Raw genomic sequence first — 12,857 nt, 5'->3', positions numbered from 1 at the left:
CCGAACCTTCGAACATGTCCGAACCAGCCGAAAAAATCCCCGCGACCAATTTCATCCGCAACATTATTGCCGACGACATCGCCAGCGACAAATGGGGCGGCCGCGTCGCCACGCGTTTTCCGCCGGAGCCGAACGGCTATCTGCATTATGGCCACGCCAAATCCATCTGCCTGAATTTCGGCTTGGCGCGCGATTACAACGGCGTGTGCCACCTGCGCTTCGACGACACCAATCCGGAAAAAGAAGAGCAGGAGTATGTGGACTCCATTCTCGATGCAGTGCGCTGGCTGGGTTTCGACTGGGGCGAGCATCAATATTTCGCCTCGGATTATTTCGCCAAACTCTACACCTTCGCCGAATACCTGATCGAGCAGGATCTGGCCTATGTGGACAGCCTGAGCGCCGAAGAAATGCGCGCGCTGCGCGGCAGTCACATCGAACCGGGCGAGAACAGCCCCTACCGCGAGCGCAGCGTGGCAGAAAATCTCGACCTGTTCCGGCGCATGAAAGCAGGTGAATTCGCCGACGGCGCGCATGTGCTGCGTGCAAAAATCGACATGGCCTCGCCCAATTTCAATTTACGCGATCCGGTGATCTACCGCATCCGCCACGCCGAGCATCACCGCACCGGCAACGAATGGTGCATCTATCCGTTGTACGATTACACCCACTGCGTATCCGACGCACTCGAGCATATCACCCACTCCGTGTGCACGCTGGAATTCGAGGACCATCGCCCGCTGTACGACTGGGTGCTCGACCAGCTGCAGCCGCTGATCGGCTGGCACCCGCAGCAGATCGAATTCTCGCGTCTCAACCTCACTTATGTGGTGCTGTCCAAGCGCAAGCTGATCGATCTGGTGGAAGGCGGTCATGTCGATGGCTGGGACGACCCGCGCATGCCGACGCTGGTGGGCGCGCGCCGACGCGGCTTTACCGCAGCGGGTTTCCGCCTGTTCACCGACCGCATCGGCGTGTCCAAGGCGGATTCGTGGATCGACATGAGCGTGCTGGAAGACTGCATGCGCGAGGATTTGAATATCGCCGCCGAACGCCGCATCGCGGTGCTCAATCCGCTCAAGTTGGTGATTGATAATTACCCGGAAGGACAGAGCGAAGACTGCTTCGCGCCCAACCACCCGCTCAAACCCGAGCTCGGCAAGCGGGCCGTGCCGCTGTCGCGCGAACTGTGGATCGAGCGCGAGGACTTCATGGAGACGCCGTCCAAGGGCTATTTCCGCCTGTTCCCCGGTAATAAGGTACGCTTGCGTTACGGCTATGTGGTCGAATGTACCGGCTGCGACAAGGACGCCGACGGCCACATCACCGCAGTGCACTGCACCTACCTGCCCGACACCAAATCCGGCACGCCGGGTTCGGACAGCGTCAAGGTCAAGGGCAATATCCACTGGGTCTCCGTCGCCCACGCCTATCAGGCCGAAGTGCGCCTGTACGACCGCCTGTTCGCCGCCGCCAATCCCGGCGCCGGGGATCGGGATTACCGGCTCGACCTCAATCCGGATTCCAAGACGTTGATCAGCGCCTGCCTGGAACCGTCGCTCAGGAACGCGTCAGCCGAGGACAGCTTTCAGTTCGAGCGCCACGGCTATTTCGTAGCCGACCGGGTGGACAGCCAGCCGGGCAAGCCGGTATTCAACCGTACCGTTACGCTGAAGGATTCTTGGGGAAAGCAGGGATAGGTGGCATTGTTCTGGGCTTGGTCTGGCCACGCTTTAGCATGTCTTCCATATATGATTGCTAGACATTAAATGCGTTTCCCTTGCCAAGGTTGCATTGTTTACACTTACTTTCAAGATTGTCATCGGTTGTCTCGCCACCTTTTGACCAAGGCAAAATATGATCAACGTGCAATTCAACGCCTGACTGCATTAATGGACTTGCGCCACAAGCTTTGCATCGAAAGCCATCTCTTACTAGGATTCGAAATCTTTGACGATCTGATATTTCCCGACGAGTACGGCGCTTTGCCAAGGAAGTTTGCACTGTTGAATCTGCTGCACTTTGCTCCCCCGCTACGTTTTGTTGAGGCCGATCTTGGGGGTCAGAATTGACCCAAGCAACAAACCCGCCAAGTGCCTTTGACCATGAGCCGAATCGGTTTTCATATGTTCTGGCTGAGAACTGGGAACTAGGTGTTTTTACCTCGTTGTATCTTGGTTGGCGTCCAAGGCTTATCCAGAGTGCCTTAATGTTTTCGAAGAGTTCATCATCGGTGATTCCTATTTTTGACCTGCTAGGTTGCAGGCCGGCCAGTTCCAATGCCTTACGCCATGATCCAAATCTTCGTTGAATTGTACTTGGATGGCTTTTTCCTACTTCTTCGTATTCGGCCATTGTGATTGTCTCTCGGCTAAGTGCTTTGGCGCTGCGACGCAGGTCTGCCAACAGTTCCTCGTCCGGAGCGCCTCTGAGACTTTCTTCTAATTCAAACTTCATTTTGCCTTGACTTACCTGATTTAATTATAGACGGCACTGACTTTAGCCCTCCAAGTCGTCTAAAGCAATGATTCGCTACTATCCTTTGTTTGTTACCAATATGGCTGTCGCTCATTTTGGTCTGACCTATAATTCTGACAGTCAGGCAGGGGTTGCCCGGCGGCAAGTTCTTTTTTTGCTCGTGTGTGTATAGACCGGAGAGATGGCTGACTGTAGCTGTTGACGCTTAATCTGTGCTCTTTGTCATTGGAGTTCGTTAAACCTGTTATTTTGTGCAAATTAAACAAATAACACATAAAATGTGCTAAATTGACAATAATTCTTGTACTGAATCAGGAGCACCCCATGAACCTGGCACTCGCACCCAACATCGATCAATCCAGTGTACTGTCCGAAGCCTTGACCAATGCCGGCAAGCATTTGGGCATGAGTCAGGCTGACCTGGGCGAGATCATTGGCAAGAACCGCACCGCCATCAGCCGGGGCGGCATCGACCCAGGCAGCAAGGCGGGGGAACTGGCGCTGCTGTTCATCCGCTGTTACCGCGCGCTGTATGTGCTGGTTGGCGGCAACCCCGAGCAGATGCGGCACTGGATGCAGACCGAAAACCTGCATACGGGCGGGATTCCGGGCGAGCAGGTCAAAACCGTACAAGGGCTTACCACCGTGCTGGAATATCTGGATGCCATGCGGGGCAAGCTGTAAGTGATTGACTGGGATGCATGTCTGGCGGAAACCAGACCGCTGCGGCTTTCTGGCGAGTTACTGCGCCTGGTGGAAAGCCAGGAGCAGGTGGCGACCAATCAACTGGTCAGTTCGCTCGACCGCCAGGCGGTGCTGGAAGACCTGCTGGAGTCAACCAAGCCGCGTTTGCGCCCAGGGACCGAACGCCTGGATTATCTGCTGGCAACACCGTTTCGTTATCCGCCGCTGAAGCATGGCTCGCGCTTTGGTACACGCAGCGCACCCAGCCTGTTTTATGGGGCGTTGAAACCCGCCACGGTGCTGGCAGAAGCCGCGTATTACCGGTTCCTGTTCTGGTACGGCATGGTCACGCCGCCTGCGGGCAAGCTGGATACCCAACACACTTTGTTTGGCGCGGAATACCGGACCGACAAGGGGCTGCAACTCCAGGCCGCGCCGTTTGCAGCGCATCGGGATGTGTTGAGCAGCCCGTCGGACTATGGCGCAAGCCAGGCGCTCGGTGCCAGTATGCGCGCGGCGGGGATTGAGGCATTCGAATATGTTTCGGCACGCGACCCGGATGGTGGCGTCAATGTGGCGCTGTATACACCGCGTGCACTGAATGGGAGTAAACCCGTGTTCCAGGAAGCCTGGTTATGCGAACTGACCGGCGAACGCGTCAGCTTTCATGCCGCTCACAACCGCGCCCTGCATACATTTCCCATCGATATGTTCCTGATAGCGGGCAAGTTGCCACAGGCGGCGAATTAAGGTTTAGCCAATTTCATTCGCTGCGTGCCAGCCGCCACCAAGCCAGAAATCCTATCCCTACCAGTACCAGTGCGCCGAATCCGGTTGCCGCTGTGACAACTGAGATGCCCGATTTAATCAGCAGCACGTACACGCCTATCATCAGCAGCATGGTCAGGTTCTCGAAAAAATTCTGCACGGCAATGGCGTGACCGGCGCCGACGGTTTCGTGGCCGCGCTCCTGCAGTAAAGCATTGAGCGGCACCACGTAAAACCCGCCACAGGCACCGATCAGGATCAGCATGGCTATGGTGGCTGGCATGCTGGTGACATGTGCAAATAACATGATCAGCAGACCGATGGCGATACCGGCGGGGAGCGCGCGATTGACGTTATGCAAATTGACGAAGCGCGCAGCAGCGGCAGCGCCGAGAGCGATGCCAATGGCGACGACACCGCTCAGGGTGGCGGGCACCGTGTTGTCAGTGATGAGCAGGGCGACCGGTACCCACGCCACCAGCAAAAAGCGCAAGGTGCTGCCCGCACCCCAGAATATGCTGGTCCCGAGCAGCGAAAAACGTGCGTCGCGGTTGCGTATCAGGGTACGCAATGCACGGGCGAAATCCTTTACCAGTACGACAGGCGAGAGCTGCGTCAGCGGATGCTCTGCCGGAAGGCGAGGAATCAGCAGGTTGGACAGCGCCGCCAACAGGTAGACGCCGACCACGCTGGTCAGCGCGCCCTGCACCGACCAGTCCGCCAGCATGCCGCCCAGCACTGCACCGAGCAGAATAGCGACGATGGTCGAGCCTTCGATCAGGCTGTTGGCCTTGACCAGTTTGTCGACGCTGACCAGGTCGCGCAGGATGCCGTATTTGGCCGGCGAGTAAGCTGCCGCGCCGATTCCGACCAGGCTATAAGCCAGCAGCGGGTGTGCGCCGGACAGCATCATGGCAGCGCCGATCAGTTTCATGGCGTTGGCCAGCAGCATGGCGCGGCCCTTGGGAATGTAATCGGCAAACGGCCCGACAAATGGAGCGAGCAGGATGAAGGCAAGCACGAAGGCTTCCTGCAGCAGCGGGGTTTGCCACGTTGCCGCCTGTTGCGATTTAAGCAGCGCGATGGCGGCAAACAGCAGCGCATTATCCGCCAGCGCCGAAAGAAATTGCGCAGCCAGCACCGCAATCATGCCGCGCGAAAACAGGCTACCACCCTTGAAGTTCGGAATGGTCATGCGGACTTCCTTTCAAAAAAACGACGTGTCTCGAATACGCTGGCAGGGAATTGATGCAGCCCCGAGTGCAGCAAACGTTTCAGCGCAAAATCGAACAGCAGCGGATTGTACGCCCTGACTTCCAGCAACACCGGCACTGCGGCGGGATCGAGCAAACCCCTATTCGCCATGTCGGTCGCAGAGAACAACGGCATGACGCCGGGCAAGGGATAATCGGAACCATTGAGCAGGCGCGGATGCCAGTCGTCTCGCTGCAATACGGCCTTGAGCGCCCAGGCCCGATTGAGCTGGGTCAGCGCAGAAATATCGGCATGCAGCTTATCCGCGTAGCGCGGCTCGTCCATCATGCGGGCGAACAGTTCATAACTGCGCACGCGCGGGCCATTCGGGCCTTGATCGATATCCTGGTCGTTGCCATCGGAGGCGCAGTGGGCGACGACTACCCGTACGCCGTGATCCATCGCCCGGCGCAAGCGCAATGGATTGCCGAAATCCTGATTGCCGCCCAGCACCGCCAGTTCGCGCCCGGCATGGCTGATGATGGGCATATCCGCCCCTGCCAGTGCTTCGTAAAACCGGTCGCAGCGTGATGAGAGGGGATCAATACCCATGGCCGAGGGCAGCCATTTGACGGCCCGCGCGCCTTCACGCAGTGCCGATTGCAGTGCCTCTACACAATCGGCCCGGTACGGGTGGATGGATGCCGCCCACTCGAAAGCTGCGGGATGGGCGTGCGCAACCTGCGCCGCATAGTGGTTGGAAATGTAGAAAATGGAGCGTTGCTTGTCGGCCTTGCCGGCTTCGTCATGAAACAGATCGAAAGCGAACAACAGGGCTTTGTAGCCTGCCGGCAGGCTTTCAATCTGCTGCAGCATTCTGGCAACATAGCTGGTGCCGAGCTTGCCGGGAGCTTCATTGACGCAGGCCGCGTTCATATAAAACGATTTCTGCAAGCGCAGCAACGGATGCCCCAAGCTGTTCATGTCCGGGCTGAACCATGCGCCATTGCCTGCATCTCCTTCACCTACCAGGTGAACATGGCTATCCCATACTTGCGCCGGGTCCAGCCCTGCCCATACCGAGCGCATCAGCGGATGGTACGCGACAGCTTCCGGCAGGCCGGCGAGACATGGGTTGGTGAATCCCTGTTCCGGCCAATATTTCCATGCGCCCACGCCCGCAGCACCCAAGCCTAACGCACCCAACGTACCCAAAAATTCACGGCGCTTCATTACGCGGCTTCCGCCATCTGTTTCAGCGTGACATAGTCGATTTTTCCCGTGCCCAGCAGCGGCAATTCAGCCACCTGCATGATCTTGCGGGCTACGGCCAGTTCCGGGCTGCCCAGTTGCCGCGCGGCGCTGAGCAAAGCTTCGCGGCCAAGTACTGCATCCGTGGTAAACAGCAGGATATTTTCGCCGCGCTGCGGATCAACTTGCGTGGTCGCAGCGTGTTGACAGTCCGGCGATGCAAGATTGGCGATCTGCTCCACCACTTCCAGCGACACCATTTCTCCGGCAATCTTGGCGAAGCGCTTGACGCGGCCCAGAATGCGCACGAAGCCGTCCGCATCGATCTCCACTACATCACCGGTGCTGTACCAGCCGTCTGCCGGCGGCTTCAGCACACCGGGGTTATCGAACAGGTAATAGCCTTGCATCACATTGGGGCCGCGCACGCTGAGCAGGCCGCCCTGTGCAATGCCGGGTACGCTTTCCATCCTGGATTCCAGGCCGGGCAGCAGCGGGCCAACCGTGCCGGCGCGGCAGGCCATCGGCGTATTGACCGCCAGCACCGGCGCGCATTCGGTGGCGCCATAGCCTTCCAGGATGCGGATGCCGAATTTCTCCATCCATGTCTTGCGCACTTCTTCGTTGAGCTTTTCCGCCCCGGCCACGACGTAACGCAGCTTGTAGAAATCGTAAGGATGGGCGAATCGGGCATAGTTGCCGAGAAAGGTGCTGGTGCCGAACAGCACCGTGCAGCCACGGTCGTAAATGATCTCGGGGATGATGCGATAGTGCAATGGCGATGGATAAAGGAACATTCTGGAACCCGTCACCAATGGCATGATGCCCCCGCACGTGAATCCAAAGGCATGAAACAGCGGTAGCGAGATCATGAATTTGTCGGAAGGCGAGAAGTCGATCACCGCTCGAATCTGAGCGATATTGGACAGGATGCCGCGATGCGTATGCACCACGCCTTTGGGTTTGCCTTCCGATCCGGAAGTGAACAGCACGACCGCAGGATCGTCTGCTTGCCCTTGCTGCACAGCCAGAGCAGGCATCCAGCGGGCAAAACCCATCAGCCATATCTTGTCCCACAGACTGAACTGCGTACGCAGGTCTTCCAGATAAACAATATTGAGATTTTCCAGGCCTGCCAGGGCAGGTGCCAGTTTGGCGGCCGCCACGAATTGACGTGATGTAATGATGGTATGCACCCCGGCTGCGATGCAGGCGTTCTGCATCCCGGCACTACCGGCCGTATAGTTCAGCATGGCGGGTATACGCCGCATGGCGCTCATGCCAAAAATCAGACAAATGGTATTGGTGACGTTTGGCAGCAGCACCCCTACGTTCTCACCGACAGCGCTGACCTTGCCAACCAGACGCCCCAATGCCAAACTTTTTTTCAGTAGCTGGCCGTAGGTCTCTTCCCTCTGCTGCATGTCTTCCAGCAAGCGCGTGCCGCGTCCATGAATCTTGATTGCGTCGAGCAAGGCGCTGAACAGGGTTTGCACGGGCTGCGAGGCGAACAGCATTTCCTGCATCACGCGGCGCATCGCTTCTCCCGCCATGCGGCGACGCAATTTTGCGCTGGGCGCAGCGGGCATGGCGATGGAGGTTGTGGGCAGAATGGATAGGGTGATTTTTGGAAAAATGCTGCGCGGGTGATTGCCCGACAGTCGGCTGAAGTAGGAGCGTGCCGCCCCGTCCAGCCGTACCGGAAGTATGGTGGCGCCGGTCTTGGCGGCAACAAATCCCGGACCGTCATAGACTTTCATCAGACTGCCGGTCATGGTGATTCGGCCTTCCGGGAAAATCACCACCGGCTCACCTGCCTCCAGCAGCCGGATGACCTTCTTCATCGCCAGCGGGCTGGTTGGATCCACCGCCAGATGCGGCACACGCGCTAATAACAAGCGGAAAACCGGGTTGTTCAGCACTGTGGTGTGCACCACAAAGGTTGCGCGAATAGGCAGAAAAAGCCCCAGCAGCAAACCATCCAGAAACGATTCATGGTTGGCGATGATCAGCAGTTTTCCGGTTTCCGGCAGATTGGCGCCACCGTGAATTTCAACCCGAAACAGTATCCTGCACAACAGGCGCAATAACGTTTTCAAAATCTCTCCCCTTTTGTCGCTGTTCAACTATTGTTTTTGACGTAATCCAGCACACGCTGCAGGGTAGCGGCGATATTTTTTTTGTCGACCCAGAAGTACACTTCCTTGCCTATCTTTTCGCTTTGCAATGCCCCGGCCTGGCGCAGTATCTTGAGGTGGTGCGACACAGCCGTGCGACTAAGCGTGGATGCAGTCACAATCTGCGTCACATTGAGCCGCTCCCCGGGCTGGAATGTGAGCAGGATACGTTGCCGCTGTTCGTCGCCGAGCGCGACAAACATGCCGGAAACATCTTTCCATTCGTCTGGTAATGCCTGAATGAGATCGGTATACATGTCTATATGTTTACTCATGTAGTTATGTGTGTCAACAATTATTTCTACACAAGATACTCACTACCCATGCACAGCCTCGGATACTCAAACGAAAACGGCCATCCCGCGGGATGGCCGTTTTCAATTTAATACCGAGCTTGTTTACAACGATTCAGCGTGCTCGGCCAGATACTTGGCTACGCCTTCCGGCGAGGCACCCATGCCGGCCTTGCCCTTTTGCCAGCCTGCCGGGCACACTTCGCCGTGCTCTTCGGTGAATTGCAGCGCGTCTATCATGCGCAGCATTTCGTCGACGTCGCGCCCCAGCGGCAAATCGTTTACCACCTGGTGGCGCACGATGCCGGAGCGGTCGATCAGGAACGAGCCGCGTAGCGCCACGCCACCGTTCAGTTCCACATCGTAGGCGCGGCAAATGTCGTGTTTGATGTCGGCCAGCAATGGATATTTCACCTGGCCGATGCCGCCTTTATTGACCGGGGTGTTTTTCCACGCAAGGTGGGTATATTCGGAATCGATCGAGGCGCCAATGACTTGCACACCGCGCTGGTTGAATTCTTCCAGGCGATTATCGAAAGCGATCAGTTCGGACGGGCACACAAAGGTGAAGTCGAGCGGGTAGAAAAACAGTACGACATATTTGCCCTGGGTGAATTCGGAAAAGGTGATGTCCTTGATTTCATTGTCGCCCAATACGGCGGTTGCGGTGAAATCGGGTGCGGCTTTGCCGACGAGAACTGCCATGAAAAACTCCTGTTGTGATAAAAACTCTGCCTCTGCTTGAGGCTTTTTCAATCTAGCCAGTGCAGGGCCAACTGTCAATTTTACTTAAGAATTAACTCCAGCAAACCGGTTAAACTGTACCCATCATAAAAAACAAACTGCCTAGCTATGGATGATGCCCGAACTTCACGTCCCACTGCTTGTGAAATAGCCGCATGGTTGGCGACAGCGCTCGTGCTGCTGTTTGTATTGGTGTTTCACTTGCTGCCTGCGCTGCTCGCCGGGCTGCTGGTGTTCGAATTGGTGCACCTGATCTCGCCATGGATTGCGCGCCACTTGCCCGGCCAGCGTGCCAAGATTATTGCGGTGGCGCTCCTGTCATTTGCCGTGATCAGCCTGTTGACGCTGGTGTGCGTGGGGCTCATCGCCTTTTTCCGTTCCGATTCCGGCAGTCTGCCTATGCTGTTTTCAAAAATGGCGCAAATTATTGAGGATTCACGCAAGATCCTGCCCGCCTGGGTGCTTGAACGGTTGCCGGCAGATGCCGAAACATTCAAGCTCGTCGCCTCCGAGTGGTTGCGTACCCATGCCGCCGCATTGCAGCTGGCAGGAAAAGAAGCCGGTCGTTTGATCGCGCACATTCTGATAGGGATGATCATAGGAGGCCTGGTGGCGCTGCGCGAAGTGGTGGCCGTGGAAGATTACAAACCGTTTGCGCGCGCGCTCACGGAACGTATCAGCCGGCTCGGCCTGGCGTTCCGCCGCATCGTGTTCGCCCAGGTACGCATTGCCGCGATCAATGCAACGTTCACGGCCATCTATCTGGTGCTGATTCTGCCGCTGGCAGGGATCCACCTGCCGCTGACCAAAACCATGATCGCAGTCACTTTCATCGCCGGCCTGCTGCCAGTCATCGGCAATCTGATTTCCAACACCATCATCGTAGTGGTGAGCCTGAGCCAGTCACTGGGTGTGGCAATCGGCTCTCTGGTCTTTCTGATCATCATCCACAAACTGGAATATTTCCTCAACGCGCGCATTGTCGGCAGCCAGATCAGCGCCCGCGCCTGGGAACTGCTGGCGGCCATGTTATTGATGGAAGCAGCATTCGGCCTGCCGGGTCTGGTAGCGGGACCGATTTATTATGCTTATCTTAAAAACGAATTGTCGGCGCGTGGCCTGGTGTAATCGGTTCCGACAAAATCACCCCGGGTCCCGGATACCGAATAAACGCTTAAGCAGCCAGTAAGTCGGGTTTGATATAATCCGGTTCGCCTACCAACCAACCACACATCCCTACTTGAACACTGCCCATCCCCCTTTGTCACGCGCCTGGCTTTTGTTGCTGCTGATAGTTGCGGCGTTCACCTGGTTCGCTCCCCTCGATTACAACGCGCTGATTCGACCCGACGAGGGCCGCTATGCGGAAATTCCGCGCGAGATGGTGGCCACCGGCGACTGGAACACGCCGCGCCTGAACGGAATCAAGTATTTTGAAAAACCGGCACTGCAATACTGGGCCACGGCCACCGCTTTCACCCTGTTCGGCGAGCATAACTGGACCGCCCGGCTGTGGTCGGCACTGACCGGTTTCCTCGGCATTGTGCTGGTGTATTACACCGGCATGCGCCTGTTCGGGCGCGAGGCGGGGCTGATGGGTGCGCTGGTGCTGGGCAGCAGCTTTCTCTATGTGATGCTGGGCCATATCAACATCCTCGACATGGGCGTCACGTTCTTCATGGAACTGACGCTGGTCGCCATGCTGCTGGCGCAACGCGACGGGGCGAGCACTAAGGAAAATCGCAACTGGATGTACGTTTGCTGGGCTGCAATGGGCTTGTCCATGCTCAGCAAAGGCCTGATGGGCATCGCGTTGCCGGGCACGGTGCTGTTGTTGTACAGCCTGATCCAGCGCGACTGGGCGTTATGGAAGCGCCTGCATCTGGGTGTGGGGCTGCTGATTTTTGTGGCCGTCGCAGCGCCCTGGCTCATTACCGTATCCATCGACAACCCGGAGTTTCCGTGGTTCTTTTTCGTGCACGAGCAGATTCTGCGCTTTCTGACCACGATTCACGGCCGCGTCCATCCCTGGTACACCTTTATTCCGGTGGTGATGCTGGGCATCCTGCCCTGGTTGTTCCCGATGTTCGACAGCCTCTGGCGTGCCTGGCGCAGCGAGGCCCCCGCACGCGGCCAGTTTGCGCCGCGCCGCATGCTGCTGATCTGGGTGGTGTTCATCTTCCTGTTTTTTTCCAAATCCGATTCCAAGCTGGTTCCGTACATCCTGCCCATCTTTCCGGCGCTGGCGCTGCTGATGGGAGATCGGCTCAGCCGCATATCCGGCAAGACGCTGTTCCGGCAACTCCTCATCATGTTGCCGATTGCACTGGCTGCCCTGGTATTCGCGCCCATGTCTGTGCGTGCCGGCAGCGCCGAGGTGCCGGCTGCTTTATATGCCCACTTCGTTCCCTGGATTCAGGCGGCGGCGGTCAGCTGGCTGATCGGCACGCTGCTGGCGTTATGGTTCTCGCATCGCGAGCGGGTGCGTCCTGCGGTGATTGCGCTGGCGCTGGCCGGCATGCTTACGGCGCAACTGACATTCATGGGTTATAACGAACTCTCTCCGGCCAGTTCGGCCTACAATATCGCCCAGCAAATCAAGCCCTACCTCAAACCGGGCGTACCGTTTTATAGTGTGGGAATGTACGAGCAAACGCTGCCGCCATACATTGATCGCACTGTCACATTGGTGGCGCACACCGATGAAATGGCATTCGGGCTGGAACAGGAACCCAACAAATGGATACCGACCGTGGAAGCGTGGAAAAAAATCTGGGTACAACAAGCTTATGCGCTGGCGGTGATGTCGCCGTCAACTTATGACCAGTTCGTGCAGGAAAAACTGCCGATGCGCTTGATAGCACGCGACACACGTCGTGTGGTGGTGACCACACCATGAGCGCGGTCAGCTGGATGTTGATTCTGACCGGCGTGCTGCTCAACGCCTGCGCCCAATTGCTGCTGAAAGCCGGCACCAACAGCATTGGCGCATTTTCCTTCAGCGCCAATAATCTGCTGCCGGTCGGGATCAAACTCGCCACCGAGCCGCATATCCTGGGCGGCCTGACCTGTTATGTGATCAGCGTGGTGGTGTGGATCATGGCGCTGTCGCGCGTCGAAGTCAGCCTGGCCTACCCGATGCTGTCGATCGGTTATGTGGTCAACGCGCTGGCGGCCTGGTGGCTGTTTGGCGAGGCACTGACCGTGGAACGCCTGGTCGGCATCGGCGTGATTATTTTTGGCGTATTTTTGCTGGCTAGAACCTGAA

General features: G+C 57.4%; 12 protein-coding genes. 6 read left to right on the top strand and 6 right to left on the bottom strand.

Translation table 11 applies throughout. The annotated features are described in order from the left end of the window. The first annotated feature begins 14 nt into the window (after nucleotides 1–14). Nucleotides 15–1,700 (top strand): glutamine--tRNA ligase/YqeY domain fusion protein, encoded by a 1,686-nt coding sequence (locus ACFDAU_RS03695; RefSeq protein ID WP_413438676.1) that lies wholly within the window; start codon nucleotides 15–17, stop codon nucleotides 1,698–1,700. A 58-nt stretch (nucleotides 1,701–1,758) separates the two neighbouring features. On the opposite strand, the gene ACFDAU_RS03690 is transcribed toward ACFDAU_RS03695, so the two are convergent. Further along, a complete protein-coding gene (locus ACFDAU_RS03690) occupies nucleotides 1,759–2,457 on the bottom strand; it encodes a homing endonuclease associated repeat-containing protein (RefSeq protein WP_413438675.1) in 699 nt (232 codons plus the stop codon). Nucleotides 2,458–2,802: 345 nt separating this feature from the next. Between ACFDAU_RS03690 and ACFDAU_RS03685 the strand changes: the two genes are divergently transcribed. After that, the gene (locus tag ACFDAU_RS03685; protein ID WP_413438674.1) at nucleotides 2,803–3,162 is read left to right on the top strand and encodes an MbcA/ParS/Xre antitoxin family protein; all 360 of its coding nucleotides are present in this window, start codon (nucleotides 2,803–2,805) and stop codon (nucleotides 3,160–3,162) included. Continuing rightward, the gene (locus ACFDAU_RS03680) at nucleotides 3,163–3,912 is read left to right on the top strand and encodes an RES family NAD+ phosphorylase (protein WP_413438673.1); all 750 of its coding nucleotides are present in this window, start codon (nucleotides 3,163–3,165) and stop codon (nucleotides 3,910–3,912) included. A 13-nt stretch (nucleotides 3,913–3,925) separates the two neighbouring features. Here the strand turns inward: ACFDAU_RS03680 and lplT are convergent, their stop codons facing one another. The 5 genes from lplT to ACFDAU_RS03655 form a co-directional block, all read right to left on the bottom strand. After that, the gene (gene lplT / locus ACFDAU_RS03675) at nucleotides 3,926–5,125 is read right to left on the bottom strand and encodes a lysophospholipid transporter LplT (RefSeq protein ID WP_413438672.1); all 1,200 of its coding nucleotides are present in this window, start codon (nucleotides 5,123–5,125) and stop codon (nucleotides 3,926–3,928) included. Then, nucleotides 5,122–6,357, bottom strand: coding sequence for an amidohydrolase family protein (locus tag ACFDAU_RS03670; protein WP_413438671.1), 1,236 nt, complete (start codon nucleotides 6,355–6,357; stop codon nucleotides 5,122–5,124). The genes lplT and ACFDAU_RS03670 overlap by 4 nt, the downstream gene beginning before the upstream one ends. Continuing rightward, the gene (gene aas / locus ACFDAU_RS03665; RefSeq protein ID WP_413439496.1) at nucleotides 6,357–8,477 is read right to left on the bottom strand and encodes a bifunctional acyl-ACP--phospholipid O-acyltransferase/long-chain-fatty-acid--ACP ligase; all 2,121 of its coding nucleotides are present in this window, start codon (nucleotides 8,475–8,477) and stop codon (nucleotides 6,357–6,359) included. The genes ACFDAU_RS03670 and aas overlap by 1 nt, the downstream gene beginning before the upstream one ends. 20 nt (nucleotides 8,478–8,497) lie before the next feature. Then, nucleotides 8,498–8,827, bottom strand: a complete 330-nt coding sequence (locus ACFDAU_RS03660) for an ArsR/SmtB family transcription factor (protein WP_413438670.1) — start codon at nucleotides 8,825–8,827, stop codon at nucleotides 8,498–8,500. A gap of 123 nt (nucleotides 8,828–8,950) precedes the next feature. Continuing rightward, nucleotides 8,951–9,550 carry a peroxiredoxin gene (locus ACFDAU_RS03655; RefSeq protein WP_413438669.1) on the bottom strand — a complete coding sequence of 200 codons (600 nt, stop codon included), beginning with the start codon at nucleotides 9,548–9,550 and terminating at the stop codon, nucleotides 8,951–8,953. Nucleotides 9,551–9,697: 147 nt separating this feature from the next. Between ACFDAU_RS03655 and ACFDAU_RS03650 the strand changes: the two genes are divergently transcribed. The 3 genes from ACFDAU_RS03650 to ACFDAU_RS03640 all read left to right on the top strand — a co-directional run bounded on the left by ACFDAU_RS03650 (nucleotide 9,698) and on the right by ACFDAU_RS03640 (nucleotide 12,856). Further along, nucleotides 9,698–10,717: an AI-2E family transporter gene (locus tag ACFDAU_RS03650; protein ID WP_413438668.1), complete on the top strand. Its 1,020-nt coding sequence runs from the start codon at nucleotides 9,698–9,700 to the stop codon at nucleotides 10,715–10,717. Between the two features lie 151 nt (nucleotides 10,718–10,868). Then, on the top strand, nucleotides 10,869–12,488 hold the full coding sequence (locus tag ACFDAU_RS03645; RefSeq protein ID WP_413438667.1) for a glycosyltransferase family 39 protein: 1,620 nt from the start codon (nucleotides 10,869–10,871) through the stop codon (nucleotides 12,486–12,488). Continuing rightward, nucleotides 12,485–12,856, top strand: coding sequence for an SMR family transporter (locus tag ACFDAU_RS03640; RefSeq protein WP_413438666.1), 372 nt, complete (start codon nucleotides 12,485–12,487; stop codon nucleotides 12,854–12,856). Before ACFDAU_RS03645 ends, ACFDAU_RS03640 begins: the two co-directional genes overlap by 4 nt. Nucleotide 12,857 lies beyond the last annotated feature (1 nt).

Source organism: Sulfuriferula sp. GW1, assembly GCF_047300855.1.
In the GTDB taxonomy this organism is placed as follows: domain Bacteria; phylum Pseudomonadota; class Gammaproteobacteria; order Burkholderiales; family Sulfuriferulaceae; genus Sulfuriferula.
This window is presented reverse-complemented; position numbering and strand designations above follow the sequence as displayed.

Excerpts from the sequence above, each read along its gene's own strand:
- ACFDAU_RS03650 (WP_413438668.1), top strand. The coding sequence starts at position 9,698 with ATGGATGATGCCCGAACTTCACGTCCCACTGCTTGTGAAATAGCCGCA.
- ACFDAU_RS03690 (WP_413438675.1), bottom strand. The coding sequence starts at position 2,457 with ATGAAGTTTGAATTAGAAGAAAGTCTCAGAGGCGCTCCGGACGAGGAA.
- ACFDAU_RS03695 (WP_413438676.1), top strand. The coding sequence starts at position 15 with ATGTCCGAACCAGCCGAAAAAATCCCCGCGACCAATTTCATCCGCAAC.
- ACFDAU_RS03670 (WP_413438671.1), bottom strand. The coding sequence starts at position 6,357 with ATGAAGCGCCGTGAATTTTTGGGTACGTTGGGTGCGTTAGGCTTGGGT.
- ACFDAU_RS03640 (WP_413438666.1), top strand. The coding sequence starts at position 12,485 with ATGAGCGCGGTCAGCTGGATGTTGATTCTGACCGGCGTGCTGCTCAAC.
- ACFDAU_RS03685 (WP_413438674.1), top strand. The coding sequence starts at position 2,803 with ATGAACCTGGCACTCGCACCCAACATCGATCAATCCAGTGTACTGTCC.
- ACFDAU_RS03655 (WP_413438669.1), bottom strand. The coding sequence starts at position 9,550 with ATGGCAGTTCTCGTCGGCAAAGCCGCACCCGATTTCACCGCAACCGCC.
- lplT (WP_413438672.1), bottom strand. The coding sequence starts at position 5,125 with ATGACCATTCCGAACTTCAAGGGTGGTAGCCTGTTTTCGCGCGGCATG.
- ACFDAU_RS03660 (WP_413438670.1), bottom strand. The coding sequence starts at position 8,827 with ATGAGTAAACATATAGACATGTATACCGATCTCATTCAGGCATTACCA.